This is a genomic window from Vibrio sp. SCSIO 43133 (genome assembly GCF_023716845.1).
GTDB lineage: Bacteria > Pseudomonadota > Gammaproteobacteria > Enterobacterales > Vibrionaceae > Vibrio > Vibrio mediterranei.
Window position 1 is genome coordinate 183,211 of sequence record NZ_CP068025.1, and the last position, 25,947, is coordinate 209,157.

Here is a 25,947-nt window from a genome sequence, read left to right on the forward strand (position 1 = left end):
AGTACAGGACAACTAACATGCTGCAACCAATATTACAATTAAGCGATATTGAAAAAGCTTTCCCAGGGGTCAAAGCCTTGGATAAAGCCAGTTTGAATGTGTATCCGGGCAAGGTCATGGCTTTGCTAGGTGAAAATGGCGCTGGTAAATCGACATTAATGAAAGTGTTGACGGGTATTTATTCCAAAGATTCTGGAGATTTGCGCTATCAAGGTACTGAGGCTGCATTCCAAGGTCCAAGAGACTCTCAGCAAGCCGGCATCAGTATTATCCACCAAGAGTTAAATCTAATTCCCGAGCTTACTATTGCGGAAAACATCTTTCTAGGTCGAGAAAAAACGAACGCGTTTGGTCGCATTCTGTGGAATGAGATGTATGCCGAAGCCGATCGTTTGTTGGCTCGTTTGAATGTAAAGCACAGCTCCAAAACACCATTGGGTGAGTTGAGTCTGGGTGAACAACAGATGGTGGAAATTGCCAAGGCACTATCGTTCGAATCAAAAGTCATCATTATGGATGAACCAACCGACGCATTGACTGACACCGAGACTGAGTCGCTATTTAGCGTCATTAATGAGCTGCGCGATCAGGGTTGCGGCATAGTTTACATTTCACACCGTTTGAAAGAAATCTTTGAGATTTGTGACGACATCACGGTATTGCGTGATGGTAAGTTCATCGGTCAACGCACTGTAGCGGAAACCGATGAAGACCTACTTATTGAAATGATGGTTGGTCGTAAGTTAGATGAACAATACCCTCGCATTGATGCGGTTCACGGCAAAACGAGCCTAGAAGTGAAAAACCTGTCGGGTCCAGGCGTGAATGATGTCAGCTTTACCTTAGACCAAGGAGAAATTCTTGGAATCTCTGGGCTTATGGGGGCAGGGCGCACCGAGCTTATGAAGATTATTTATGGTGCTCGCAAGCGTGAGTCGGGCTCTGTGATACTGAATGGCAAAACCATTAATCCAAGTAGCCCTCAGGATGGCTTGGCAAATGGTATCGCTTATATCTCCGAAGACCGTAAAGGTGACGGTTTGGTACTCGGTTTATCCGTTAAAGAGAACATGTCGCTTTGTGCCCTAGAACAGTTGTCTAAAGGTGCTCAGATTCAACATGGTGAGGAAGTGATTGCAGTAGAGGACTTCATTAAGCTCTTTAACATCAAAACACCGTCTCGTGACCAGATCATCGGTAACTTATCGGGTGGTAACCAGCAAAAGGTAGCTATCGCCAAAGGGCTGATGACCAAACCAAAAGTTCTGATTCTGGACGAACCCACCCGTGGCGTTGATGTTGGTGCGAAAAAAGAAATCTATCAGCTTATCAACAAATTTAAAGCAGATGGTATGAGCATCATTCTCGTATCATCAGAAATGCCTGAAGTATTGGGTATGAGTGATCGCATTTTGGTTATGCATGAAGGGCATATAAGCGGAGAGTTTATGGCACACGAAGCAGACCAAGAAAAACTATTAGCATGCGCTGTCGGCAAAAATGTAAGTGAGGAAGCAGCATGAGCAACAAAACAATGAGCGTTGACACGGAAAAAAAGAAGCCTCTTTTTAACAAAGAGTGGTTAATCGAGCAGAAGTCGCTGATCGCTTTGATCTTCTTGATTGTCGTGGTGTCATTCCTTAACCCTAACTTTTTCACCGTAGACAATATTCTGAATATTCTACGTCAAACCTCTGTTAACGCTATTATAGCGGTTGGTATGACCTTGGTCATTTTGACGGCGGGTATTGACTTGAGTGTTGGCTCGGTATTAGCACTTTGCGGTGCGTTTGCAGCAAGTTTGATTGCCATGGAAGTGCCGGTATTAATCGCCGTTCCTACTGCTTTACTTGCTGGTGCTGCGTTGGGTGCGATCAGTGGCATCATAATCGCGAAAGGTAAAGTGCAAGCCTTTATAGCAACATTAGTAACGATGACCTTGTTGCGCGGTGTCACTATGGTTTATACCGATGGTCGTCCTATTTCAACTGGCTTCACTGATACCGCTGATGCGTTCGCCTGGTTTGGTACAGGCTACGCTATGGGCATTCCGGTACCGGTCTGGATTATGGTGATTGTATTTGCTGCAGCATGGTACCTACTTAACCATACACGATTTGGTCGTTATGTTTACGCACTAGGTGGCAATGAATCAGCGACACGTTTGTCTGGTATTAACGTCGACAAAGTAAAAATCGGTGTGTACGCCATCTGTGGTTTGTTAGCAGCACTAGCAGGCATCATAGTGACTTCCCGTTTATCATCAGCACAACCTACGGCAGGTATGGGCTATGAGTTAGATGCTATCGCTGCCGTTGTTCTTGGTGGCACTAGCTTGATGGGCGGTAAAGGTCGAATCATGGGAACCTTAATCGGTGCTCTTATTATTGGCTTCCTAAACAATGCTCTGAACTTATTAGATGTTTCCTCTTACTACCAAATGATTGCTAAAGCAGTGGTAATTCTGCTGGCAGTACTGGTAGATAACAAAAACAAGTAACAACTCGTAAACACAATTTAACAATAACTGGCTCGACATTAAGTTGAGCCACCCCCTACACAAAGGACTAAAACGATGAAAAAACTAGCAACTCTTATCTCTGCTGCGGTACTTTCTGCTTCGATGTCTGCAACGGCATCTGCACAAGACACGATGGCAATTGTTGTATCTACTCTTAACAACCCATTCTTTGTAACCATGAAAGAAGGCGCAGAGGCAAAAGCAAAAGATTTGGGTTATAACCTGATCGTTTTGGACTCTCAGAATGACCCAAGCAAAGAGCTGTCAAACATCGAAGATTTAACCGTTCGTGGCGTCAAAGCGATTCTGATCAACCCAACAGACTCTGACGCAGTATCTAACGCAATTCGCATGGCTAACCGTTCTAATATCCCAGTACTCACTCTTGACCGTGGTGCAAGCCGTGGTGACGTAGTTAGTCATATCGCGTCTGATAACGTAGTCGGTGGTGAAATGGCTGGTCACTACATTATGGAAAAAGTAGGTGAGAAAGCGAAAGTTATCCAACTTGAAGGTATTGCTGGCACGTCGGCAGCTCGCGAACGTGGTGAAGGCTTCATGAACGCTGTAAAAGGTTCTCAAATGGAGCTCCTTGCTAGCCAACCAGCAGACTTTGACCGTACTAAAGGTCTGAATGTAATGGAAAACCTTCTAGCAGCTAACCCTGATGTTCAAGCGGTATTCGCGCAGAACGATGAAATGGCACTGGGCGCACTTCGTGCGGTTGAAGCAGCTGGTAAAGACGTGATGATTGTTGGTTTTGATGGCACAGAAGACGGTATGGCAGCGGTTAAACGTGGCAAACTGGCTGCAACTATCGCTCAGCAACCTGACATGATCGGTGCATTAGGTGTTGAAACAGCAGATAAAGTACTGAAAGGCGAAAAAGTCGAAGAGTACATTCCTGTACCACTTAAAGTAGTGACTGAATAATCACCAGACTCCCTCTTTTGAGGATAGTAAAGCTCTCCTTTAACAAAAGGAGAGCTTTGAATGAAGCAAGCCTGTCTCGTCCAAGTTAATTTCGGCCTGTCATATCAAGGCAACCCCAAGTTAATTTATTTGAGTAAAAAGGAACAATGTATGAATAAACTCATCGTATTGGGTAGTGTGAATGCAGATCATGTGCTGCAAGTTCCTTCTTTCCCTAGACCGGGTGAAACCTTGCACGGTATGAATTACCAAGTGATTCCAGGTGGTAAAGGTGCAAACCAAGCTGTAGCCGCGGCCCGCCTTGGTGGAGATACTGGCTTTATTGCCTGTGTAGGCGATGATGCGTTTGGCATTAACATTCGCGAAGCATTCAAAGCTGACGGTATCAATATCGCGGGTGTGCAATTGGAGCCAGGAACCCCAACAGGTATCGCGATGATACAAGTAGCAGAAAGCGGTGAGAATAGTATTTGTATTTCTGCAGAAGCGAACGCAAAGTTAACTACTGCTCGCGTTGAACCACATAGGACGATGATTGAAAACGCAAAATATTTGCTGACACAGCTTGAGACTCCTATTGAAGGTATAGAGTATGCGGCAAAACTGGCAAAACAATCGAAAACTAACGTAGTCCTAAATCCCGCACCTGCAATGGCGTTACCAGACTCTCTGCTTGAGTGTGTTGATGTGATCACGCCAAACGAAACAGAAGCGGAAGTACTTACTGGTATTACAGTCACTGACGATGAGTCAGCACAAGAAGCAGCGAATGAACTTCACCGTAAAGGCATTGAAATTGTCATGATTACGCTGGGTTCAAAAGGTGTATGGTTAAGTCAAAATGGTCGTGGAGTGCGTATCCCTGGTTTTAAAGTAGATGCAACGGACACCACGGCTGCGGGCGATACATTTAATGGCGCGTTGGTTACTGGTTTAATTGAAGGAAAATCGATTGAAGAGGCGATCGTTTTTGCTCATGCTGCTGCCGCTATTTCGGTGACTCGATTTGGTGCTCAGACTTCCATTCCTTCGCTAGATGAAGTAAAAGAGTTTTTAGAGCAAAAAGCTTAAAATAAGGCGCTGATATTAGGCGACTACAATGCATAAGCAGTAGCGGAGAGCATTGCCCAATGGCAACGATGAAGGACATAGCAAGACTAGCTGGCGTATCCACATCGACAGTGAGTCATGTCATCAATAAAACACGGTTTGTGAGTGAAGAGATTTCGGAGCGTGTGAATAGCGCAGCGAAAGAGCTGAACTATGCCCCCTCAGCACTAGCTCGTAGCTTAAAAATGAACCGTACACGAACAATTGGAATGTTAGTGACAACCTCAACCAACCCGTTTTTTGGCGAGGTGGTGAAAGGGGTAGAACGTAGCTGTTATCATCAAAACTACAACCTTATTCTGTGCAATACAGAAGGGGATACTGAGCGCATGAGAGCATCCATCGATACGCTTCTGCAAAAGCGTGTTGATGGGCTGATTCTTATGTGTTCGACACTAGAAGGTGAGAAACTGGATATTTTCGACCAGTACCCAACTATACCGGTGGTAGTAATGGACTGGGGGCCTATCCATTTTGAAAGTGACAAAATTCAAGATAACTCTTATCTAGGAGGTTATCTAGCGACTAAGCACTTGATCGAATGTGGGCATAGGGAAATTGGTTGTATCACTGGACCATTGAATCGCCATCAGGCTTTGATGCGTTACGAGGGCTACAAAAAAGCTCTAAAAGAACATTCGCTGCCACTAAATCCCGACTGGATTATTGAGTCAGATTTTGAATGTGATGGTGGAGCTAAGTCTCTAGAGATATTAATGTCTCGTGGTGCACTACCGAGTTCGTTATTTGTGTGCAATGACATGATGGCGATGGGCGCCATAAATATCGCTCATGACAAAGGCGTAAAGGTGCCCGAAGAGCTGTCTATAATCGGCTATGATGATATTCACATAGCAAAATACATGACGCCTGCTTTAACAACAATTCATCAGCCTAAATATCGGTTGGGTAAGGCTGCAGTTGAAACTTTGTTAGCCAAAATAGATAAAACGACAGAGGTTCCTGACGTAGTACAGTTAGAGCCAACCCTAGTGGTGAGAAACAGTGTAAAGTCATTATTGTAGGCTGTTCACGGCAAAATAAAAAAGCACCTCGCATTTGGCAGGTGCTTTTTTGATGTTATTGGTATGTGTTTTAATTACGGCATTCTACTGAGAATTTACAGCGCGTTAGTGAGAATTTCTCGGCTGACGTCTAGGGTAATTGCTTGATTTTCACCTAACTTAACATAGCCATTTTGCTCAAGCTTCGCTAAGACTGCTTCTACTGCATCAGACTTGTCACCGCTTACTTCGGATAATTGAGCATCAACATTTAGGCTCGAATAGAAAGCTTCAATAGCACTGATGGTGCGTTCCGCTAGATCATCGCTATCTTCTAATTGGAAGACGTTGCGTCCCATCTGCTCAATTTTCCCACGCTTGAAAGTCATCTGACTGCGTAGCAGTGACGGTTGAATAATCGCCAGTGAGCGAGCGTGATCAACATTCCAAAGAGCGGTCAGTTCGTGGCCGATCATATGAGTAGCCCAGTCTTGAGGCATCCCTGTACCAATTAAGCCGTTAAGTGCTTGGTTAGCTGTCCACATTAAGTTTTCACGCCACGCATCATCGCGTTGCTCAAACTTAGCTCCGAGCTGGAGCAGGTTACGTAGCAGCACTTCAGCATACCCTTCCTGAACCATGTTGCCTGTCTGAGTAGTGATGTATTGCTCACAAACGTGAACCCATGCATCAACAAGCCCATTAATCAGTTGACGCTCTGGCAATGTCTTCATTGCATCCGGATCGAGTACTGCGAACTGAGGACGAACTAGTGGTGTCATGAAGCCCAGCTTTTCATGAGTCGACTTCTTGGTGACAACCGCCCCCATGTTTGACTCGGAACCTGTTGCTGGTAACGTCAGTATTACTCCGATAGGTACAGCAGTTTCGGGCTTATATTGGCCTGTAATTAAGTCCCAGCTGTCGCCATCGTGCAATGACGCTGCGGCGATGTACTTAGTTCCATCAATAACAGAACCACCACCCACTGCGAGCAAATAATTAACGCCTTCAGATTTAACCAGTTCGATAGCCTTATCTAAGGTCTCTTTAGTAGGATTGGCTTCTACGCCTGAGAACTCTAACCATGTGTGATTTTGCAAAGCTTCAACGACTTGATCGTAGACTCCGTTGCTTTTAATGGAGCCGCCGCCATAGATAACGAGTACTTTGGAGGTCGTTGGTATGCTAGAAGAGATCTGTGCAATTTGGCCTTGGCCGAAATGAATCACTGTAGGGTTTACGTAGCTAAATTTCATAGTATTGCCTCACATTCCAATGTAGTAAATGCACCTTAATTATGAAGAGGGCGCATTGCATTTATGCTGCTTATGTTTGGGGCAAATAGATCAGGCTTCAAGTGTTAAACCTGATCTATCTGTAATGATGGGCGAATTAATACGCAGTTAAGAGCAATTAGGGGATAGGCCAGCAATCTCTCGTTCTTGCTGTAGTTCTTTATGGAATGCTTCTAATTGGGTTTGTGCGACGGCTGGATCGTTGATGGATGAACTCATCTTAACGAATTTGCTCACCGCTCGATCAACGCCTTCAGTATTATCACGGTCAAAGTCGATCAGAGCCTGCATAGCGACTCCTGCTTCCTTATAAGATTCTTGAGATGCATTCTCGGCAGCAAGTGCTGAGCGGTATGCATTGTCGTGTTGACAGGAAATTAATGCGTTCACCGAAGCATCGATATCGGGACCAAAATCTAACGAGGGCTTAGCGGGTGCAGGTGCTTTCTGCTGTTGTGCTTCTTGTTGTTGGTCTTTGGCATATCCATCTACGGCTCCGGCAGTACCGCCAGCTAGAGCCCCTGCCGTAACATTTCGACTCAATCGGTAGGTGTCTACTTCGCCATCAACGATTAGATCGGTAAGTGCCCCCAACATACCAGCAGAGACCGCACCAACTGCCGCACCTTCTGCAGCCCTTTGTGTAGTATTGGCGCCACAGCCCAATAGTAAGACAGAAGAAATGGCGACAGCTAATAACGAACGTACTTTCATGATCAATTCCTTGTCATTGATAGTTATTGAGCCAGTATAGGATGGATCTGCAGATTTTTCTCCATTTAATTAGTATGTTAGCGAAGTATTTAACATACTAAACTGACGCAAGAACGATTCATTATTTAATTAACTTAGGTGGTATTGGGAAGAGATATAAAACTCTGTTATTTAACCTATCGAATCATTATTAATCTGTATTCTTGACGCAAAATAAGTGTCCCGTCATTTCAGTGTAACAGCAATTAATTGCGAGACATTTCTTAAAAACCATCAATAGAATTCTCAATAACGGCTCAAAAGTTACACTTTATTTTTGTCGTATCTAAAGTGTGTTTCTGAGATGTAATTGAATTGTAAATTCACAAAAAAGTCGTAGTCCTTATGATTCATTGCATCATTGTGAAATTTTCTACTAGTTAAGAAAGGATTCGTAATGGAACATACTAGAAAGCTCACACCTACATTGAAGGTAGGTTCTCTAAGCTTATTAGCACTGGTTTGTGCTGCTTCACTATATGGTAATTATGCCCAAGCGAACACATCACAAACTGACTGTCGTCCAGATGGCTTATATCAGACACCAGGCATAACGGTACCTTATTGCACTATTTATGATGCAGAGGGGAGAGAGCTGATGGGGGCAGACCACCCACGTCGAGTAATTGGTTACTTTACGAGTTGGCGTTCAGGGAGTGATCCTCAGGCAGCCTACTTAGTTAAAGATATTCCTTGGGACCAATTAACTCATATCAACTACGCGTTCGTCAGTATAGGCTCAGATGGCAAAGTTAATATTGGTGACGTTAATGATCCGAATAATGTAGCTGTAGGTCAGGAATGGCCTGGTGTGGAAGTTGACCCTGCGCTTGGCTTTAAAGGCCATTTTGGGGCGTTAGCGACAGCGAAAAAGAAACATGGTGTAAAAACCCTGATCTCTATAGGAGGTTGGGCTGAGACCGGTGGTCATTTCGCTACCGACGGTACACGAGTTGCTGACGGTGGTTTCTATACTATGACCACTAATGCTGATGGCTCGATTAATCATCAAGGAATTGAAACCTTTGCTACTTCAGCCGTTGAAATGATGAGAACGTATCAGTTTGATGGTTTGGATATTGACTATGAATATCCTACCTCAATGGCAGGCGCGGGTAACCCAGATGACAAAGCGTTTGCAGAAAGCCGAAGAGCGCATCTTTGGAAGTCTTATGAAGTGTTGATGAAAGTACTGCGTGAGAAACTGGACGCGGTCAGTGCTCAAGATGGTGTGCATTATATGTTGACGATTGCGGCACCTTCCTCAGGCTACTTACTGCGTGGTATGGAAACCATGTCAGTGACCCAATATCTTGATTATGTGAATATTATGTCCTACGACCTCCACGGAGCCTGGAATGACCATGTAGGTCATAACGCAGCCCTTTATGACACAGGTGAAGACTCTGAACTGGCACAATGGAATGTCTATGGAACAGCAGCTTATGGTGGCATCGGGTACTTAAACACTGATTGGGCTTATCATTATTTCCGTGGTTCCATGCCTGCTGGTCGAATCAACATTGGTGTTCCGTACTATACCCGAGGATGGCAAAACGTTTCTGGTGGCAACAACGGTCTATGGGGACGTGCACCACTTCCGAATCAATCTGAATGCCCAGCGGGAACGGGAGAAGGAGAGAAAAACAACTGTGGATACGGTGCTTTAGGTATCGACAATATGTGGCATGATAAGGACGTTAACGGCAATGAAATGGGCGCAGGTTCTAACCCTATGTGGCATGCGAAGAACTTAGAAAAGGGTATCTGGGGCTCCTATGCACAAGCCTATGGTTTAGATCCTGTAAACGACCCAAGCGATAAGTTTGTAGGAACCTACACTCGTAACTATGACAGCGTTGCCGTCGCACCTTGGTTGTGGAATGCAGAAAAGAACGTTTTCCTTTCTACTGAAGATGTAGAATCTATTGATGTAAAAGCGCAATACGTTATTGATAAAGAAATTGGTGGCATCATGTTTTGGGAACTTGCGGGTGACTACAACTGTTATGTACTAGACGCTAATGGTAATCGTGGAGCGGTTGATCTTACGGAACAAGCATGTGCAACTGGTAATGGTGAATATCATATGGGTAATAGCATGACCAAAGCCATGTACGACAAATTCTTGAGTGCTAGCCCGTATGGCAATAAAGTTGCTACGGGGGCGATACCAACTGAGGCTGTTGATATTGCTGTTTCTATCGATGGTTTCAAAGTAGGTGACCAAAATTACCCAATCAATCCTAAAATCACTTTCACCAACAATACAGGCACCGACATTCCAGGTGGCACTGAGTTTCAATTTGATATTCCAGTATCGGCACCGGACAACGCTAAAGACCAGTCTGGCGGTGGACTAAAAGTTATCGCTTCTGGTCATACTAGAGCGAATAATATCGGTGGTCTAGACGGACCAATGCATCGCGTCGCCTTTACGCTACCAAGCTGGAAGAGTTTAGCTGCTGGGGCGAGCTATGAACTGGATATGGTGTACTACCAACCTATCTCAGGTCCTGCTAATTATGCAGTCAATGTTAATGGTGTCGACTATGCATTTAAGTTCGAACAGCCTGATCTTCCTCTTGCTGACTTGAACGCTGGTGGTGGGAATAATGGCGGTGGCGATGGAGGTGGTAACTCTGGAACGTGTAATACCACCGGAGTAAATGCTTATCCAAATTTCCCTCAAACGGACTGGAAAGGTGACCCTAGCCATGCGAGTGGTGGTGATAAAATGAGTCACAACGGAGTGGTTTACAAAGCGAAATGGTGGACGAACTCGGTGCCAGGAAGTGACGGTAGTTGGGAACAAGTCTGCGTTATCTAATAGATAGCAACTAAACAGCAAAGCCGCCAAGTTATATTGGCGGCTTTTGTAATTTATGTCATAGATTTTTAGTCTACAAATACATAGCCTTCCGGTACAACAACAATACCTTTCTCTGAAATATGAAAACGCTCCGCGTCTTGTGATGGGTTTAGGCCAATCACTGTACCGGCAGGAATGACAACGTGCTTGTCGACAATACAGTTTGCTAATTGACAGTTTTCACCGACGGTAACCTCTCCAAACAAAATACTGTCAGCAATGGTCGCACCATCATTGATTCTTACGTTGGATGACAGAATGGAGTGGTGGACTGAACCACCAGAATTGACCACACCGTTGGCGATAATCGAATTAATAAATATGCCTTCGTTCCCAGTCGCAGAAGGGACAGTGCGTGCTGGAGGCAACTGAGGTTCATATGTCCGTATTCCCCAGTTTTCTTGATATAAATTCATTGGTGGAACAGGCTCTAGTAAGTCCATATTCGCCTCATAGAACGAATCAATAGTGCCGACATCTCGCCAGTAGCAATCTCGTGCCACGCGGCCTTTATCTTGGCCGAAGTTGTAAGCATAAACACCTTGTGAGTCTATCAACTTAGGAATGATATCCTTTCCGAAATCGTGACTTGAACTATCCAGTTCAGCGTCATCTTCTAGAGCTTGCTGAAGTGTTTCCATATCAAATACATAGATGCCCATAGAGACAAGGGAACGACGAGGGTCTGTCGGCATGGCCGCTGGATCTGCTGGCTTTTCAGCAAATGCTGTTACTTGCAACTCAGCATTGGTCGCCATTACTCCAAACGCACTGGCTTCATCTCGAGGTACGTCCATACAAGCAACCGTAAGTTTAGCGCCAGTTTGTTTGTGCTCTTCAACCATAGCAGCGTAATCCATACGATAGATATGGTCGCCTGACAACACAACTACGTGCTTAGCGTCACTTCGTGAGAGGAGCCACATGTTGTGATAAATAGCATCGGCAGTGCCTTCATACCATTTGCCGCCTTTTCTCATTTGCGGTGGTACGACGGTAATAAATTCTTTTAGTTCAGGATTGAAGATCGACCAACCGTCTCGGATATGTTTATGTAAGGAGTGAGACTTGTATTGGGTGAGAACCAGAATTTGCCGTAGTCCAGAATGCAAACAGTTGGTTAGCGTAAAGTCGATAATTCGGTATTTGCCACCGAAGGGTACGGCAGGTTTAGCGCGGTCATCGGTTAGAGGGCTTAACCGTGAACCCATGCCTCCTGCGAGAACAATCGTAAGGACATCTTGCATCGTCTTCTCCCTGAATGTGTGCAATTTTTATGGGGGTCTATTAATCCTTACAAGATCTACGCCATACCGTAACTTACTGATTATTCAATGCTATGGAGTTCCTTAAATAGAGTTTTGCACCATTTTAGTGATGTCTATTCGAAAATTGCACCCGAATAGCAGCAGTGATATCGCATTGACTCAATATGGTGCAAATTGCAGAATATTAACTTCGATAGTTATGGAAATGTCATGTGTCACAAATATATATTTAAAGAATTGATATAGTCTTCCAAACCGATAAGAACAGGTGTTCTCAATGAGATTTATATTGCGCGCTATTGCTGCCTTACTACTACTGTTTTCCCTACCGAGCCTGGCATTAAGCCCATCGGATATCATCATCAAATCTGACCAATCTATGAGAGGCGACTCAAGCTATACCGAACTGACCATGCGTATTATCAGGCCTGATTGGACGAGAACAATGAGTATGAAGAGTTGGACCAAAGGGCAAGATCTTTCCCTTGTTTTGGTTACAGCACCTGCAAAAGATAAAGGCTCTGCCTCGCTAAAACGTCAACGGGAAATGTGGAACTGGTTACCGAATATTGAGAGGGTGGTAAAGATTGCGCCATCTATGTTGGGACAGTCATGGATGGGATCGGACTTTACCAATGATGACCTCATAAACCAGTCTTCTATTGTGGTTGATTACACACATGAGTTAGTAAAAGAAGAGAGTTTCGATGGTGAGCAAACTTGGGTCATTGACGCTTATGCTAAGCCGGATGCGCCAGTAGTTTGGAGTAAGGTAAGACTGTGGATTTCAAAAGAGACTTTCTTACAACGTAAAGCGGAGTTCTATGACGAGTTTGATGAGAAGGTAAATACAATGCAAACCTTTGATATCAAGGAATTAGGTGGACGTAAAGTGGCAACACGTATGGAGATGATTCCAGCTGACAAACCCGGACAGAAGACAGAAATGATCACTCATCAAGCACAGTTTAATTTTGCTATTGAAGACAGCTTCTTCTCTCAAAGCCAAATGAAAGCGTTACGTGACTAAGGCCCACATGAAAACAAGGAGTGAGCGTTCATCATGTTATTAAAACTGGCTTGGCGAAATCTGTGGCGACAAAAACGCCGAACCTTGCTAACCGCATCGGCGTTGGCATTAGCCCTTTTTTTGTCTCTGTTAACTCGTAGCTTTCAAGAAGGAAGCTACAACGCCAACATAGATAACGCGGCACGCTTTTATACCGGTCTCATTCAATTACAGCACCCAGAATATGCCGAAAGCAATAGTATCGATGATGTGATATCGGGTGACCTGGAGCAGTTTCCTTATCTAAAGAACATGAACAGTGTTAGCTATATTTTGCCGAGACTTGAGTCTGTAGCATTGGCTGCGGCCGATGACCGCTCTAAGGGTGTGTTGGTTTTGGGCGTGGATCCAGAAGCAGAAGATCGCTATTCACATGTTAGTAGTAAAGTCAGTTCTGGGAATTTTATCGATTCTGACAGTAACGGTGTTTTATTGGGTGAAGGACTAGCCTCGTACTTAAAACTGAACGTAGGTGATGAAATAATACTCTACGGGCAAGGTTACAGAGGACACACTGCTGCGGGGCTTTACACTGTAAATGGATTGCTTCATTTCCCAGTGAAAGCACTGGATAACCAAATGGTTTATATGCCGATCAAGCTTACACAAGAGCTATACAGTACTGGTGATCAAGTCACTTCTTGGGTATTGCACACCGACTCCCTTGATGACGTTGCAACTGTCGAAACAAAGCTTAAAGATCATTATCAGGATCAATTGAAAGTTAGGGATTGGCAAGACCTATCCCCTGAAATGGCGCAACAAATTGCCTTGGATCGTGCAGGTGGAATTTTCTTAATTTACATCTTATATGGCATTGTTGGTTTTGGTTTGTTTGCGACTGTCATGATGATGACACTGGAACGGCAGCGAGAGTTTGGCGTTATGCTTGCAACGGGCATGGTACGACGTCAACTACTGGGGTTGTTATTCATTGAATCGGCGTTCATTTGTCTTTTAGGTATTGTTATCGGTACGCTATTGACCATGCCAGTTCTAGGTTATTTCTTCTTAAATCCTATCGAGATAACAGGTGATGCTGCTCAAATGATGCTTGAAGCCGGCTTCGAGCCGATTCTTCCGGTTCACCTCGATCTTTCGTTATTTATGACCCAAGCCGTGGCTGTCACGTTCATCTTATTATTGTGTCTAGTCTACCCAAGTTGGCGTCTCTATCGTCTCAATCTGGTTTCTGCGCTAAAAGGGGGATCACATGCTCATTAAATTGGCGTGGCGTAATCTATGGCGCAACAAAATTCGCACCGGGATCATGGCGGGCGCTATGGTATTCGGTCTGGTGGGGGTGGTTGCCATGATGGGATTCATGAATGGTATGACTGACAACATGGTCCATAATGCTATTGCTTGGCAAACCAGTCACTTACAGATCCATAATCAAAGATTCGATGAGAATCCTGATATTAAAGACACCGTAATTGGTGATAAGCAAATTGAAGCTGCACTTGAGGCAAACTCGAATATCAATCAGTGGGTATCTAGGTTCGTTGTGGATGGCATGATGGCATCAGCTCGCAGCACCCGTGGTGTAACGGTATTGGGCATAGATTCGACCAATGAACGTGACTTTACACCAATTGCAGAACGTCTCGTTGATGGGGAGTGGCTTGATGAAAAAGGTCGTAACCCGATATTAGTGTCGGCCAAAAATGCGCAGCGTCTAAAGCTTCGCGTGGGCTCTAAGGTGGTGATTACGTTTACCGACCCTAAAGGAGAGGTAACGGGAGCGGCATTCCGAGTTCGCGGTATCTTTAAAACGCCATCATCTGCTTACGATGATGGTCACGTCTTAGTCCGAAAGTCTGACATCCAATCTCTGGCAAAACTTAATGGTGTTCATGAATATGCCGTCCAAGTAACCGCAAAGGCTAACGCTGACAGTGAGGAGCAAGTACGACATGTTGTCTCAGACCTGCAATCGCTCATTCCAAGTGGTAACGTGGTACAAGGTTGGTATCAATTGCAACCGCTATTGGCAACCATGATTAATACGATGAAAATCAGTAATCAAGTGATGTTGACGGTTTTTGTTGTGGCGATGGCGTTTGGTATCGTCAATATCATGTTGATGTCGGTTTTTGAACGTACTCAAGAATTTGGCGTTTTAATGGCCGTGGGAATGCAAAAGCACAAGATTTTTATGCTGGTGATGCTAGAAACTGTGTTACTAGGTAGCTTAGGTGCCGTTTTAGGTATTGTATTTAGCAAAGCACTTATTGCTATTTTAGGTCACACGGGGTTGTCACTTGGCTCTATGGCGCAAGGGTTAGGTGCTTATGGCGTAGATACGTTACTGTTCCCAACGGTCTCCAATGAACAATACCTGATGGTATTTGTTACCGTGTTTATCGCCTCTATAGTGGCTGCGCTCTATCCTGCACGACAAATCCTTAAACAGAAGCCCGTTGAAGCCATGTCTGATAAGAAATAATCAAAAGGTAAGTGAATTGAGATGACCATAGAGATTAAACAGCTTAATAAAATCTATAACCCAAAAAGTGAATTTCCGGTGCATGCGGTTCAAGACTTATCTTTGACGATTGAGCAGGGAGAGTTTGTCGCCATTATGGGACCTTCGGGATCAGGAAAAACTACTATCCTCAATATGTTAGGGGGCATTGATACCCCTACATCTGGAGAAGTATGGATTGAGGAAAGCAACATTTGTCAGCTATCTGAGAAACAACTCATTGCATTTCGCCGTGACAACATCGGGTTTATCTTCCAGGACTATAGTTTATTACCTGTCCTGACTGCTCAAGAGAATGTCGAGTTTGTCATGCAACTACAAGGCGTAGCAGAGAAGCAGTGTCAGCAGCGTGCGAGTGAGTTATTGGCCCAAGTGGGGCTTGAAAATCAGAAAGATAAACGGCCACCAAAAATGTCTGGGGGACAACAGCAACGTGTAGCCGTCGCACGTGCTCTAGCGCCAAGACCACGATTTGTGATGGCGGACGAACCGACAGCCAACCTAGACGCCAAAAGTACCGCAGAACTGCTAGATATTATGCAACATCTGAACGAAGTGGAAGGAACGACATTTATATTTTCCACCCATGATCCTCGAGTGATAAAAAGGGCAAAGCGCGTCATTGTGTTTGAAGATGGCAAACTGGCGTCCGACAAACTGCAAACTGAGCTTACCACGGAGCTCGAACACTAGTTATGTGGAAAAAGTTAGTCACCACCATTTTTATCGTTGGCGCAGCTGTCTATATGGTAGAAGTGAAAGCGGAGATACCGGGGTTACAGCCAGAGAAGAACTGGGACCTAACTGGTTATGTGAAATACATGGCGACAGGGGGTATTCCAGATCACGGAGAGAATACCTTAGATCATCTTATACATCAGCGATTTAACTACGAGTATCGCTTCTCTTCCTCATTTCGTTTTAATGCAGGCATGCGCAATAGAGTACTCGCTGGCGATAGCTTGAATGCGCCGTTCTATTCAGAGATTACTGCGGCGGACAACGGATATTTTGACCTATCAAGAAACCTGGTCGATAACGACAACATGATCATCAACAGTCAGTTTGACCGTTTGTATTTTGATTGGAAAGGAGATGACTGGAGCTCAAGAATAGGACGTTATCGAGTCAATTGGGCGATGAACACCATTTGGAATCCTAACGATTTGTATAACTCGTACTCGATATACGACTTTGACTATGAAGAAAGACCAGGAACCGATGCGATATCGCTCAGCCGCAAACTTGGATTTGCGAGCAGTATAGACTTTGTCTACAGTCCCAACAAAGACAGCAATTTACAGAGATACTCTGCTCGCTATCTTTTTAATCACAAGGGTTGGGACATGCAGGTTCTAGCTGGACGCTCAGGTTTGGATTACGTTGTAGGTGGTGGTTTTGCCGGTGATATTAATGGTGCTGGCTTTAGAGGGGAGCTGACATGGTTTGACCCATGGAAGTCCGAGTATCAAGGTCAATCTTATGAAAAGACCATCGTATCGAGTATTGAGACTGACTATAGTTTTGGTGGAAGACGCAATTGGATAGGGCGAGCATCGGTACTTTATATTAGTGAACCACAACAAGCGATTGATGCGGCGGTATATCTAACTTTGCCTCTCACCGCGAGAACTCTGAGTTTTACTAAATTCACGGGCTACGCCGACTTAGGTTTCGACATTACACCATTGTCGCGATTTACTATGTCTGGTAGTTACTATCAAGATGGCTCTTTTTTCGTTGGTTTATCCAACAGCTACTCATTGTCTGACGACTGGCAATTACTTACCGTATTACAGCGTTTTGATGGCAGTTCGGGAAGCTTGTTTGGAGCAACCCCCTCAACACTGCTGTTTGCCAACATCAAATGGTCATTCTAATTACTTAGATGATGAGTCGTTTTCTCTAAAACTAACCGAAACCATGCACTGAAGGTTGCTGGCTCCGCCTTCATCGTTTGCTCGATATCAGACTGCTGCCACCATTCACACAGTTCTGCTTCGTCTGCATTAAGGTTGAATTCGACCTTGTTCGATTCAGCAATAACCACGTGATCAAGTTCATTCTCAGTTAAACCATTGCTGAATTTAGCACAATAACTAACGGTACCAATATCGATGAGTTCGAGTGGGGTCGTTATGCCAAGCTCTTCGACAAGACGACGTTGTGAAGCCGAGATAATCTCTTCATCTGGACGTGGATGTGAACAGCAGGTATTACTCCACAATCCACCACTGTGATATTTATTGATCGCGCGTTTCTGAAGTAAGAACTCAAGTTGGCCAGCGTTATAACGATAAATAAGCACTGAAAAAGCCAGATGTTTAAGGCCTAAACGGTGGGCTTCCAGCTTCTCTTCGGTACCGATTGGTTTCCCAAATTTATCGACGACAACAACCAGTTCACAACTCATATTCTATCTCACGCTTGCTTAATGACCGCTTTGAACACTGCGGTTTTCTCTTATTTCACTGCGCCAACCAGCGAGGGCGCGAATCATAGCACAAAAGACCCTGTGATGGAGAGTGGAGGGGAGATTAATTCACAACATTGATACTAAAGATGAAGAGAGATGGATCATTAATGTATTGATTGGGCTCATTCTTTCAGATATGGATGAGAGTAGCGTTGGTACCTCGGTAACTGATTTCTTAGATTATTGAACGTCGCTCTAGCACTTTGGGTCGAGAGTTTATTCATCAACCAGTCGGGTAAAATTCCGCCAGGGTCAGCATAGGCTTTGTATTCGATAAGTGTCGTACCATTAGTCAATTTTTGTAGATTCCAACTCGCATCGACAGAGGTAATGCGAATATAGCCTTCTTGGATCGGCAATGAAGATTCAGGAGCATCGTTAATTTCTATGGTGAAACCATAATCGTCGACCCAATACTTCGAGTAGGTAACCATATCGCGGTCTCTCGCTGGCCAAGGCGCTTTAAACTGGGTATAAACGATGTTTTCGTTGATTGATATTTGCCTTAACACTCGGCTATGGCTGGCGTTATCTATCCAGTTGGGGACGTTTTCACTATCTTCTAATAAGGTTAAGAAGGCGCTATAAGTTGTTGGTGTAAACATTTGCGCTCGGATTTCGACTAAGCCATCGGTATGTTCTCGAGTGTAGATAGTGATTCCGTCATTATCACTGTCAAATTGCCAATAGCTATTTTCTTCAGCGCTTAATGAGCCTGTCAGCAGTATCGTCGAGAACAGTAAAATGATGCGTAAAACGTCCATGTTTCACCTGTTGAATGTCAATTTCTTGCATTAAGCATATACAATTTTATTCGAAAAATCAGGGTAGTAGACCTTTTAAGTAAAAGAATGGAAGTAGAAGTAGATAGATAGAAGTAGGGAAAAGCTATTCCAAATAGTAAGAGCCAACAGGGCTAGGCGCACGTGTTGGCTCTTTAGGTTGTAATGAATATTAGCCTTGGTTACGCTTTCGGCTTACCAAGTGATTTGACGCCGCCGCTGCTAATAGCGCACCACCAATTACCAAGGTTTGGTAGTAGGCAGGTACGAGAGTGAGCATCCCGACGGTTAAGGTCATGATAATCAATGCACCAACAAATGAACGCAGTACTTTGCCTTCACCGCCACTAAACGCTGTACCACCAATTAACACCACAAGAATCGCGGTCAACTCCATACCATCACCCGACAGCGGGTCACCCAGCGACATAAAGCTTGAACGAGCAATCCCCGCAAGCGCAGCTGTTGCACCGACAATGGCGTAGAGCGTGAAGACGACTAGCCCAGTCTTAATACCTGATAATTTAGCCGCCGTTGGGTTACCACCCGTCGCTGCGGCGTATTTACCTAGTAAAGAACGGTTTTGCAGGATGATGAGCAAAGCCGTAACCCCCACCGCTACCCAAAATGCCATTGGCAAACCAAGTAAAACAGCATCGCGACCATAGTCGTTAAACCATGCTGGCATTTTTAGATCGCCCATGGACTTGATGGCTGACACGCCATCTTCTACTAGAAGCAGTGCGATGCCTTTATATAAACTCAGGGTAATCAAAGTGGCAATAACGGGCGTAATATTAAACTTCACCACTAACAAGCCGTTGAAAGCGCCCAGCAATACACCACAAAACACGGTAATGGAGAAAGCCGCCCACATTGGAACACCATTGATGGCGAGGAGGGCATATATGACCGCAGTGAGTCCCATGGTGCTACCAACGGATAAGTCGATGTAACCCGAAACCATTAGCAAGGTAAATGCGCCGGCAAGCACTAACAGTGGTGCGGAGACACGTAAAATGTTGATGACGTTTTTCTTATAAAGAAAGTTTCCGCGCTCAAACAGTGCATACTGATCTAAGTTAACGCTACTTAGAAAAATAACAATCGCTGCTAATACAAAGTAGATGTAATAGTTACGGAAAAACTCGGCCACTTGTCCGCCCAGTGCAGGTGATGGTACTGGTGACGGGGCAGATGATGAATTAAGTGATTTGGTTGAATCGGACATAACGTTTCCCCTCTTTATTTGTTTCTAAGGGACAGTGCCCAAGTTTGAGCAGTAATTGCTAAGAAAACGGCGACTGCTTTGAGTATGAATTGCCAATCCGGTGAGAGAGTTAACCCAGTTGCAGCCGAGGTTACCACCGCCAAGATAATGGCACCAAAGAACATGCCAATGACAGAACCGAAGCCGCCAGCAATAGCAATACCGCCAAGTAGCGCAATAACCAATGCGTCAAACTCCATCAGTAAACCACGATTAGAAAAGCCTGACTTAAACTCTGAGGAGAGCAGGATGCCAACAATGCCGGCTACTAGTGCACTAAATAGATAGAGGTAAGTAATGTGTTTTGAATTGTCGATACCTGACAGCTTGGCGGCTTCAGGGTTGGCGCCAATCCAATAGGTGATGCGGCCAAACACGGTTTTACGCTCAATAAAAATGGCGACAAAAAATAGAATGAGCATAAACAGCACGGGGAATTGCATTGAGGTGCCAAACACCTTCAAATTGCCTAGCAAGCCAAACTCCTCCGGCAAATTGGTGTTGCGTTGCGAACCTTGAGTAATCACCTGAGCGATACCTCTCGCCACCATCATAGTACCCAGCGTGACGATGATTGATGGGATGCGAAACTTCACGACGAACAGAGCGTTTAGACCACCGATAGCCAGTGCACCCATTAAAGCGCCGACCACGGCTAACCAATAAGGTAAGCCTAAACCTGTGGACAGAGCAGAACCGCCACCTATGGCTTGAGCAAACCAAACCGATAGCACGCCTGAAAGCGCAACAATACCGCCAACGGATAGGTCAAAGTTGCCTGAAATCAACAAGAAAGAGACGCCAACACCAAGAGAAATTACTGCCCAGTTATTGGTAATCAGGTTAAGCATGTTTTGAACTTGGAAAAAGTTCGGGACAAACGCTGACGCAACAAGAAAGAGTCCGATAGCGACAAATGCCACTAACAAGGTGATGTACATTTGGTCGCTCACCCTTCGATACTCGACTGGCGAGTGATTAGGCTTTACTGACGTGTTCATTATACTGCCTCCTCAAGGCCACCCGTAGCGGCATTTAAAATAAAGTTAGTGTCGACGTTCGGTCCATTCTTGATTTCAGACACCAGTGAACCGTCATAAAGTAAGAAGATTCGGTCACAAACACCCAAGATCTCTTCGAGTTCTGTAGAAAACACCGCGACTGAGTTGCCTTCGTTGGCGAGGCTTTTCACCAAGTCATAGATCTCTTTTTTCGCTCCCACATCGACGCCGCGAGTGGGTTCATCAAGTAGAAGAAGCTTTGCCTGTGAGAACAGACATTTAGCGATAACCACTTTTTGCTGATTACCACCGGAGAGTTTCTCTGTGTGCTTTTCTATTGAGCTGGTGGCAATGGAGAGCTTATCGACGTAATCAATCGCTGCATTCAGCTCATCATCTTCTCTGAATACCCCGAAGTCAGACATTCTTGGTAGATTCATCACTGGGATATTTTCTCGAATGGTTAAATTGGTAAATAAGCCTTGAGTACGACGTTCTTCAGGAACGAGGGCAATACCTGCAGCAATGGCTTCACGTGGCGAATTACCCACATCTTTGCCATTGAGGCGAATTGTGCCTGAGACTTTGTCGGCGCCGAATATCGCTCGTGCGATTTCTGTTTTTCCCGCGCCAACCAAACCATAAAACCCAACGATTTCGCCTTTTTTGATATCAAACGAGACATCTTTGAGGCGGTGGTTATTAAGGCGCTGCGCCGCCAGGAACACTTCATCGGTAATGGCGTCGCGCGGGGAATAATCGTGCATGATGCTTCGACCAATCATCATATCGATAAGCTCTGCGCGGCCATCGACTTCAGACATGGGTTTGGTTGCGATGTGTTTGCCATCGCGCATGACGGTGACGCGGTCGCCTAGGGTCAAAATCTCATCCAGTTTGTGAGAGATATAAATAACCGTCACGCTTTGTTCTTGTAGCCTACGAATAACGGTAAAAAGTCTTTCGACTTCTCTTTCCGACAACGCAGCTGTTGGCTCATCCATAATGATGACGTTCGCGCCAGATGAAGCGGCACGTGCAATTTCAATAATCTGCTTTTGAGCGACACCTAGGGTCGAGACGCGAGCATATGGGTCGATAGATGGCTCGATGGTCGCTAAGGTCTCGATTACGCGATCCTCTAGATCTGATTTAATTAAAAAGCCGAATCGGCTCTGTTCCATACCCAGCGTTAAGTTTTCAAGTACAGTCAATTCATCAACGACGTGTAGCTCTTGGAATAAAGTGGCGATTCCCGATTCACGTGCTGACTGAGTGCCAGTAGGTCGGTAATCCTTACCGTTCACTTTCATTACGCCTTGAGTAGGCTGAATAGCACCGGTGATCATTTTTACCAATGTGGATTTTCCTGCGCCGTTCTCGCCAATCAAGCAGTGAACGGTACTTCGTTCAATTGCAAAGCTCACATCGTTAACTGCCCGAACACCGGGGTAGTCTTTAATCAGCCCTTCAATTGATAATACAGGTGTTGAATTGTGACTATTCAAGATGATCTCTCCTTCAGTGGTTGCACCTTCGATACTGCTAGGCCACAGATGACATGACAGATGAAGCGAGTTTTTCCTTAACACTGAGATTTTGAATAAATGAGTAACATATAAGGTCGGCGGTCTAGCCGCCGACCTTAAGCCTAGGTTAGTTGCTGAACTGAGCGTCTAGCCATTGCTCTGCATCAGGTTTTGGCATTGACCAGTAAGAGATGGTGTAAGCCTTGTAGAAGAACTCTTCTGCTTGATCTTTTGTCGGAGCGACTTTTTTGTTGATTACGTCCATAACCAAGTCGATACGACCACGTGCTGTCTCAATCGGTGGAAGACCCATAGAGACTTTTAGGCTTGATTCAGGGTCATAGATTTGACCAAATTCGACCGAGTCAAAGTCAACACTGGCAACGATCTCTGTCACCGGTTTGCCATCTTTGAACTTGCCGCGGCCTAGCTGGTTAAGACCTGCCATTGTGCCAACGGTTAAGTTAGAGGCTTCGGAATAAATTAAGTTAACTTCTGGCTGTTGAGTAAGAAGGTCAACGATGATCTGTTTCGCAGCTTCTTGGCCGCCGCTAGCATCAAGAGCGCCTAGGTTTTTCGCTGTTGGATCAACCGAAAGCACACCTTCTGCAAATGGGTTAGTTCGACCAGAACTTACCTCAGTATGGTTTGGCCAACCGAGTTGAACCATGACGATTGGCTTGTCAGGATTCGCTTCCTTCCATGCTTTTGCCATTTGTGCGCCCATATCGAAAGAAACGGTCGCTTCATCACTTCGAGCCGTTGGAATGCCGGTATCAGTGATTGGGCTAAAGAAAGACGTCATAGCGATGTTCTCTTCTAATGCTTCTTCAACACCTGGTGTCGCTGCTTCGCCATCCCATATATGAAGTGAGGCACCATCAAATGCACCTGCTGCTACTTGGTCAACGTTTTGCGTCATTACCGCTGAATCGGCTTTACCATCGAAGATAACCACTTCAGCACCGTACTTCTCTTTTGCGTAGCGCTTTGCTTCCGTCGCTTGAGATTGGTGGAATACATTAGACAAATCAGAAACGAAAAACGCGATTCGTTCGTTTGCATGTGTTGTGGCAGCTAGGCTTGAAGCGACAATAATACTCGTAGCGATAAGTCCTTTATTAAATATTTTTTTCAAAGTCACTGACTTCATAATTTTCTCCATTTTTATTTGCTATTCACTCGTCGTCTTTGGAGCAACATCTGCTTCGCCTCTATAAAACAGCTTGGTTCTTATTAAGCCAAAAGCAGCACAACACGTTGTTCTCGATGATGTGAATTATCTTTCAGACAGGTGAAATATATTTCACGTGTTAAAAGGTAGTGAACAAAATGTAGCCGGTCAATGCTATATCGATACAATACGTATCACTTTGGTTGTTATTTGTGATCTGACGCACTTAAATGGTCAAAACGATACGATTGGTATCATTTTAACTTGTAAAACTCTTTTTCTATGATTACTTTTTACTCAGATGAAATAAATTTCACACCTTGTTAACCAAGATTGCCAAGATAAAAAGCTATTGAGTGTTAACGAAATGTGAAGCCTATATAAAGGCAAGAAAGCAGTAATAAAGGTAGAGATATGACGATGAACGAACGTGACGACATATTGAGACAGACAGCAAAGATCTTAACGTTGCGATATATGGAAAATCGCAGCCAGTCGGATATTGCTAAGCAGCTTGGGTTGTCCACAGCGAAAGTGAATCGTGTCATTAAGCAAGCGCATGATGATGGTCTAGTTGAGATTACCTTAAAGCTTCCACAAGAAAGAACGCATACATTAGAACAACGCTTGTTGGAAAAATTTGGCTTGAAAACTGCGGTGATTCAGCCAAGTCTCAGCCAGGATGACGAAGTCGTTACTCGCCAAGTGGCACAGGCAGCAGGTGAACTACTTATAGAAACCATAAAGCCAGACAGCATTATTTGCATCAGTGCGGGTAAAACCATGGCGCAGATTGTTGAGCAGCTAAAACCCATGCACTTTCCGAATGTGAGAGTGGTTCCGGCTACAGGGGGTATTCAGGGGCACCACTTCACAGATGTGAACTACCTAGCAAGCAAATTGGCAGAAAAGCTGGGTGGAACAAGTACCCAACTCCACGCGCCGCTTTTTGTAGATACCGACGAACAGCGCAACATCTTGATGGAGATGCGTAGCATTAAAGATGTTCTCGACTTGGCTCGAAACGCAGATATTGCCTTGGTGGGTATTGGTTCCGTCGCCAGTGAAAGTGACAGCTACTATGACCTGCGCTCGTTAAGTGGCCATGAAACTGAAACGCTGATCAGCGCCCAATGTAAAGGGGAAGTACTGGCCCATCTTTATGATGCACAAGGCGATAAATGCGCAGAACACATCAACCAAAAACTTATCGGCCTCAATCTTCAAGAACTCGATAACATCGAACACAGTTTCGGTGTAGCAGCAACTCGCTCTAAAGTGTCTGCCATGTTAGCGGCATTGAGAGGCGGATTGATCAACGGGTTAGTCTCGGACGAAGACACCGTCGCCAGTGTATTAGAACAAGCAGAATAGGGAATCAACATGCAAACTAGAGAAATCGGAAATTCAGGTATTCAAGCATCAGTCATCGGTCTTGGCACGTGGGCAATGGGTGGTTGGATGTGGGGTGGAACAGATGAGAAAGCCTCCATTGATGCCATTCATGCTTCTTTAGATCACGGCGTGTCTTTAATTGATACCGCTCCAGCGTATGGACTTGGTGTGTCTGAAGAAATAGTGGGTAAGGCAATCAAAGGACGCCGCGACAAGGTGGTATTGGCAACCAAATGTGGTTTGGTTTGGCATACCAATAAAGGTAATCACTTTTTTGATGAGAATGGCAAGCCAGTGCATCGTTACCTTGGTGCTGATGCTATCCAACATGAAGTGGATCAAAGCCTAAAACGTCTGCAAACGGATTATCTCGATCTCTACATTACCCACTGGCAAGACCCAACCACGCCGATTGCTGAAACCATGGAAGCATTATTGGCGCTAAAGAAAGCCGGTAAGATCCGCGCCATCGGGATCAGCAACGCTAATCAAGCGGAGTTGGAACAGTATCAACAAACAGGCGTTGTCGACGCGGTGCAGGAGAAATATAACCTCATCGAGCGTCAGTTAGAGCAAACTTTGTTGCCGTCAACCATCAAAACTAACGTCGCCTGCCTGAGCTACTCATCACTTGCTATGGGGCTGCTGAGCGGAAAAATCACACCTGAACGTGTTTTCACTGGCGATGATCAGCGCATCACTGATCCTATGTTTACTATCGAAAACCGCCGTTGGGTACAAAAGTTCTGTCAGTCCATTGAGCCGATTGCTCGCCAGAAAAATGTAAGTGTTGCACAGCTAGTGATTGCCGCAACACTGCAACAGCCAGGCATCACTTATGCTCTCTGTGGTGCACGAAATGCAGCTCAAGCAATAGAAAATGCCGCAGCAGGAAGTGTGGTGCTATCTCAGGAAGAGGTGAAGTTTATTGATGCAAAATCCCATGAGTTTTTTGGCGAGTTGGAATTGGCGTAGCGACGCATCGTAAGGAAAGCGGAAAACAG

General features: G+C 44.9%; 22 protein-coding genes. 13 read left to right on the forward strand and 9 right to left on the reverse strand.

Annotated features, from left to right (window positions below; translation table 11 throughout):
• The first annotated feature begins 17 nt into the window (after positions 1–17).
• The 5 genes from rbsA (at position 18) to JKJ11_RS17655 (ending at position 5,589) form a co-directional block, all read left to right on the forward strand.
• On the forward strand, positions 18–1,523 hold the full coding sequence (rbsA, locus tag JKJ11_RS17635) for a ribose ABC transporter ATP-binding protein RbsA (protein WP_006070512.1): 1,506 nt from the start codon (positions 18–20) through the stop codon (positions 1,521–1,523).
• On the forward strand, positions 1,520–2,500 hold the full coding sequence (rbsC, locus tag JKJ11_RS17640; RefSeq protein ID WP_006070511.1) for a ribose ABC transporter permease: 981 nt from the start codon (positions 1,520–1,522) through the stop codon (positions 2,498–2,500). The genes rbsA and rbsC overlap by 4 nt, the downstream gene beginning before the upstream one ends.
• 75 nt (positions 2,501–2,575) lie before the next feature.
• On the forward strand, positions 2,576–3,454 hold the full coding sequence (rbsB, locus tag JKJ11_RS17645) for a ribose ABC transporter substrate-binding protein RbsB (RefSeq protein WP_006070510.1): 879 nt from the start codon (positions 2,576–2,578) through the stop codon (positions 3,452–3,454).
• A gap of 150 nt (positions 3,455–3,604) precedes the next feature.
• The gene (rbsK, locus tag JKJ11_RS17650; protein WP_031494699.1) at positions 3,605–4,525 is read left to right on the forward strand and encodes a ribokinase; all 921 of its coding nucleotides are present in this window, start codon (positions 3,605–3,607) and stop codon (positions 4,523–4,525) included.
• A 59-nt stretch (positions 4,526–4,584) separates the two neighbouring features.
• Positions 4,585–5,589, forward strand: coding sequence for a substrate-binding domain-containing protein (locus JKJ11_RS17655; RefSeq protein WP_063603370.1), 1,005 nt, complete (start codon positions 4,585–4,587; stop codon positions 5,587–5,589).
• A gap of 95 nt (positions 5,590–5,684) precedes the next feature.
• Here the strand turns inward: JKJ11_RS17655 and JKJ11_RS17660 are convergent, their stop codons facing one another.
• Together JKJ11_RS17660 and JKJ11_RS17665 are read right to left on the reverse strand one after the other, a co-directional pair.
• Positions 5,685–6,827 (reverse strand): iron-containing alcohol dehydrogenase, encoded by a 1,143-nt coding sequence (locus JKJ11_RS17660; RefSeq protein ID WP_236109594.1) that lies wholly within the window; start codon positions 6,825–6,827, stop codon positions 5,685–5,687.
• Between the two features lie 147 nt (positions 6,828–6,974).
• Positions 6,975–7,580 (reverse strand): YMGG-like glycine zipper-containing protein, encoded by a 606-nt coding sequence (locus tag JKJ11_RS17665; protein WP_252039639.1) that lies wholly within the window; start codon positions 7,578–7,580, stop codon positions 6,975–6,977.
• A gap of 436 nt (positions 7,581–8,016) precedes the next feature.
• Between JKJ11_RS17665 and JKJ11_RS17670 the strand changes: the two genes are divergently transcribed.
• Positions 8,017–10,449: a chitinase C-terminal domain-containing protein gene (locus tag JKJ11_RS17670; RefSeq protein ID WP_503061139.1), complete on the forward strand. Its 2,433-nt coding sequence runs from the start codon at positions 8,017–8,019 to the stop codon at positions 10,447–10,449.
• 68 nt (positions 10,450–10,517) lie between these two features.
• On the opposite strand, the gene glgC is transcribed toward JKJ11_RS17670, so the two are convergent.
• Positions 10,518–11,762: a glucose-1-phosphate adenylyltransferase gene (glgC, locus tag JKJ11_RS17675; RefSeq protein ID WP_286036758.1), complete on the reverse strand. Its 1,245-nt coding sequence runs from the start codon at positions 11,760–11,762 to the stop codon at positions 10,518–10,520.
• Between the two features lie 274 nt (positions 11,763–12,036).
• Here glgC and JKJ11_RS17680 point away from each other — a divergent pair, with 274 nt between their 5' ends.
• The 5 genes from JKJ11_RS17680 to JKJ11_RS17700 are packed head-to-tail and all read left to right on the forward strand — an operon-like array spanning position 12,037 to position 17,196.
• Positions 12,037–12,789 (forward strand): outer membrane lipoprotein-sorting protein, encoded by a 753-nt coding sequence (locus JKJ11_RS17680; protein WP_252039640.1) that lies wholly within the window; start codon positions 12,037–12,039, stop codon positions 12,787–12,789.
• 33 nt (positions 12,790–12,822) lie between these two features.
• The gene (locus JKJ11_RS17685; RefSeq protein WP_252039641.1) at positions 12,823–14,052 is read left to right on the forward strand and encodes an ABC transporter permease; all 1,230 of its coding nucleotides are present in this window, start codon (positions 12,823–12,825) and stop codon (positions 14,050–14,052) included.
• On the forward strand, positions 14,042–15,277 hold the full coding sequence (locus JKJ11_RS17690) for an ABC transporter permease (RefSeq protein ID WP_252039642.1): 1,236 nt from the start codon (positions 14,042–14,044) through the stop codon (positions 15,275–15,277). Before JKJ11_RS17685 ends, JKJ11_RS17690 begins: the two co-directional genes overlap by 11 nt.
• Before the next feature lie 21 nt (positions 15,278–15,298).
• Positions 15,299–16,009 carry an ABC transporter ATP-binding protein gene (locus tag JKJ11_RS17695; protein WP_006070500.1) on the forward strand — a complete coding sequence of 237 codons (711 nt, stop codon included), beginning with the start codon at positions 15,299–15,301 and terminating at the stop codon, positions 16,007–16,009.
• Positions 16,010–16,062: 53 nt separating this feature from the next.
• The gene (locus JKJ11_RS17700; RefSeq protein ID WP_252040008.1) at positions 16,063–17,196 is read left to right on the forward strand and encodes a hypothetical protein; all 1,134 of its coding nucleotides are present in this window, start codon (positions 16,063–16,065) and stop codon (positions 17,194–17,196) included.
• Here the strand turns inward: JKJ11_RS17700 and idi are convergent.
• The 6 genes from idi to JKJ11_RS17730 form a co-directional block, all read right to left on the reverse strand.
• The gene (gene idi / locus JKJ11_RS17705; protein ID WP_031494129.1) at positions 17,193–17,729 is read right to left on the reverse strand and encodes an isopentenyl-diphosphate Delta-isomerase; all 537 of its coding nucleotides are present in this window, start codon (positions 17,727–17,729) and stop codon (positions 17,193–17,195) included. The genes JKJ11_RS17700 and idi overlap by 4 nt on opposite strands.
• 185 nt (positions 17,730–17,914) lie before the next feature.
• A complete protein-coding gene (locus tag JKJ11_RS17710; RefSeq protein ID WP_252039643.1) occupies positions 17,915–18,556 on the reverse strand; it encodes an START domain-containing protein in 642 nt (213 codons plus the stop codon).
• 190 nt (positions 18,557–18,746) lie between these two features.
• A complete protein-coding gene (locus JKJ11_RS17715; RefSeq protein WP_252039644.1) occupies positions 18,747–19,805 on the reverse strand; it encodes an ABC transporter permease in 1,059 nt (352 codons plus the stop codon).
• A gap of 14 nt (positions 19,806–19,819) precedes the next feature.
• A complete protein-coding gene (locus JKJ11_RS17720; RefSeq protein WP_088878264.1) occupies positions 19,820–20,845 on the reverse strand; it encodes an ABC transporter permease in 1,026 nt (341 codons plus the stop codon).
• Positions 20,845–22,353, reverse strand: a complete 1,509-nt coding sequence (locus JKJ11_RS17725; protein WP_252039645.1) for a sugar ABC transporter ATP-binding protein — start codon at positions 22,351–22,353, stop codon at positions 20,845–20,847. The genes JKJ11_RS17720 and JKJ11_RS17725 overlap by 1 nt, the downstream gene beginning before the upstream one ends.
• 148 nt (positions 22,354–22,501) lie before the next feature.
• Positions 22,502–23,527 carry a sugar ABC transporter substrate-binding protein gene (locus JKJ11_RS17730; protein WP_006070493.1) on the reverse strand — a complete coding sequence of 342 codons (1,026 nt, stop codon included), beginning with the start codon at positions 23,525–23,527 and terminating at the stop codon, positions 22,502–22,504.
• 435 nt (positions 23,528–23,962) lie between these two features.
• On the opposite strand from JKJ11_RS17730, the gene JKJ11_RS17735 reads away from it, so the two are divergent.
• Positions 23,963–24,922 carry a sugar-binding transcriptional regulator gene (locus JKJ11_RS17735; RefSeq protein WP_006070492.1) on the forward strand — a complete coding sequence of 320 codons (960 nt, stop codon included), beginning with the start codon at positions 23,963–23,965 and terminating at the stop codon, positions 24,920–24,922.
• Between the two features lie 9 nt (positions 24,923–24,931).
• Positions 24,932–25,918, forward strand: coding sequence for an aldo/keto reductase (locus JKJ11_RS17740; RefSeq protein ID WP_252039646.1), 987 nt, complete (start codon positions 24,932–24,934; stop codon positions 25,916–25,918).
• Positions 25,919–25,947: the final 29 nt, after the last annotated feature.

Bases quoted from the DNA above. Each gene is read 5' to 3' on its own strand.
- JKJ11_RS17710 (WP_252039643.1), bottom strand. From the start codon at position 18,556: ATGGACGTTTTACGCATCATTTTACTGTTCTCGACGATACTGCTGACA.
- rbsB (WP_006070510.1), top strand. From the start codon at position 2,576: ATGAAAAAACTAGCAACTCTTATCTCTGCTGCGGTACTTTCTGCTTCG.
- JKJ11_RS17700 (WP_252040008.1), top strand. From the start codon at position 16,063: ATGGTAGAAGTGAAAGCGGAGATACCGGGGTTACAGCCAGAGAAGAAC.
- JKJ11_RS17660 (WP_236109594.1), bottom strand. From the start codon at position 6,827: ATGAAATTTAGCTACGTAAACCCTACAGTGATTCATTTCGGCCAAGGC.
- JKJ11_RS17680 (WP_252039640.1), top strand. From the start codon at position 12,037: ATGAGATTTATATTGCGCGCTATTGCTGCCTTACTACTACTGTTTTCC.
- JKJ11_RS17740 (WP_252039646.1), top strand. From the start codon at position 24,932: ATGCAAACTAGAGAAATCGGAAATTCAGGTATTCAAGCATCAGTCATC.
- JKJ11_RS17685 (WP_252039641.1), top strand. From the start codon at position 12,823: ATGTTATTAAAACTGGCTTGGCGAAATCTGTGGCGACAAAAACGCCGA.
- JKJ11_RS17670 (WP_503061139.1), top strand. From the start codon at position 8,017: ATGGAACATACTAGAAAGCTCACACCTACATTGAAGGTAGGTTCTCTA.
- idi (WP_031494129.1), bottom strand. From the start codon at position 17,729: ATGAGTTGTGAACTGGTTGTTGTCGTCGATAAATTTGGGAAACCAATC.
- JKJ11_RS17690 (WP_252039642.1), top strand. From the start codon at position 14,042: ATGCTCATTAAATTGGCGTGGCGTAATCTATGGCGCAACAAAATTCGC.
- JKJ11_RS17665 (WP_252039639.1), bottom strand. From the start codon at position 7,580: ATGAAAGTACGTTCGTTATTAGCTGTCGCCATTTCTTCTGTCTTACTA.
- rbsA (WP_006070512.1), top strand. From the start codon at position 18: ATGCTGCAACCAATATTACAATTAAGCGATATTGAAAAAGCTTTCCCA.
- JKJ11_RS17715 (WP_252039644.1), bottom strand. From the start codon at position 19,805: ATGTCCGATTCAACCAAATCACTTAATTCATCATCTGCCCCGTCACCA.
- JKJ11_RS17655 (WP_063603370.1), top strand. From the start codon at position 4,585: ATGGCAACGATGAAGGACATAGCAAGACTAGCTGGCGTATCCACATCG.
- rbsK (WP_031494699.1), top strand. From the start codon at position 3,605: ATGAATAAACTCATCGTATTGGGTAGTGTGAATGCAGATCATGTGCTG.
- rbsC (WP_006070511.1), top strand. From the start codon at position 1,520: ATGAGCAACAAAACAATGAGCGTTGACACGGAAAAAAAGAAGCCTCTT.
- JKJ11_RS17695 (WP_006070500.1), top strand. From the start codon at position 15,299: ATGACCATAGAGATTAAACAGCTTAATAAAATCTATAACCCAAAAAGT.
- JKJ11_RS17730 (WP_006070493.1), bottom strand. From the start codon at position 23,527: ATGAAGTCAGTGACTTTGAAAAAAATATTTAATAAAGGACTTATCGCT.
- JKJ11_RS17735 (WP_006070492.1), top strand. From the start codon at position 23,963: ATGACGATGAACGAACGTGACGACATATTGAGACAGACAGCAAAGATC.
- JKJ11_RS17720 (WP_088878264.1), bottom strand. From the start codon at position 20,845: ATGAACACGTCAGTAAAGCCTAATCACTCGCCAGTCGAGTATCGAAGG.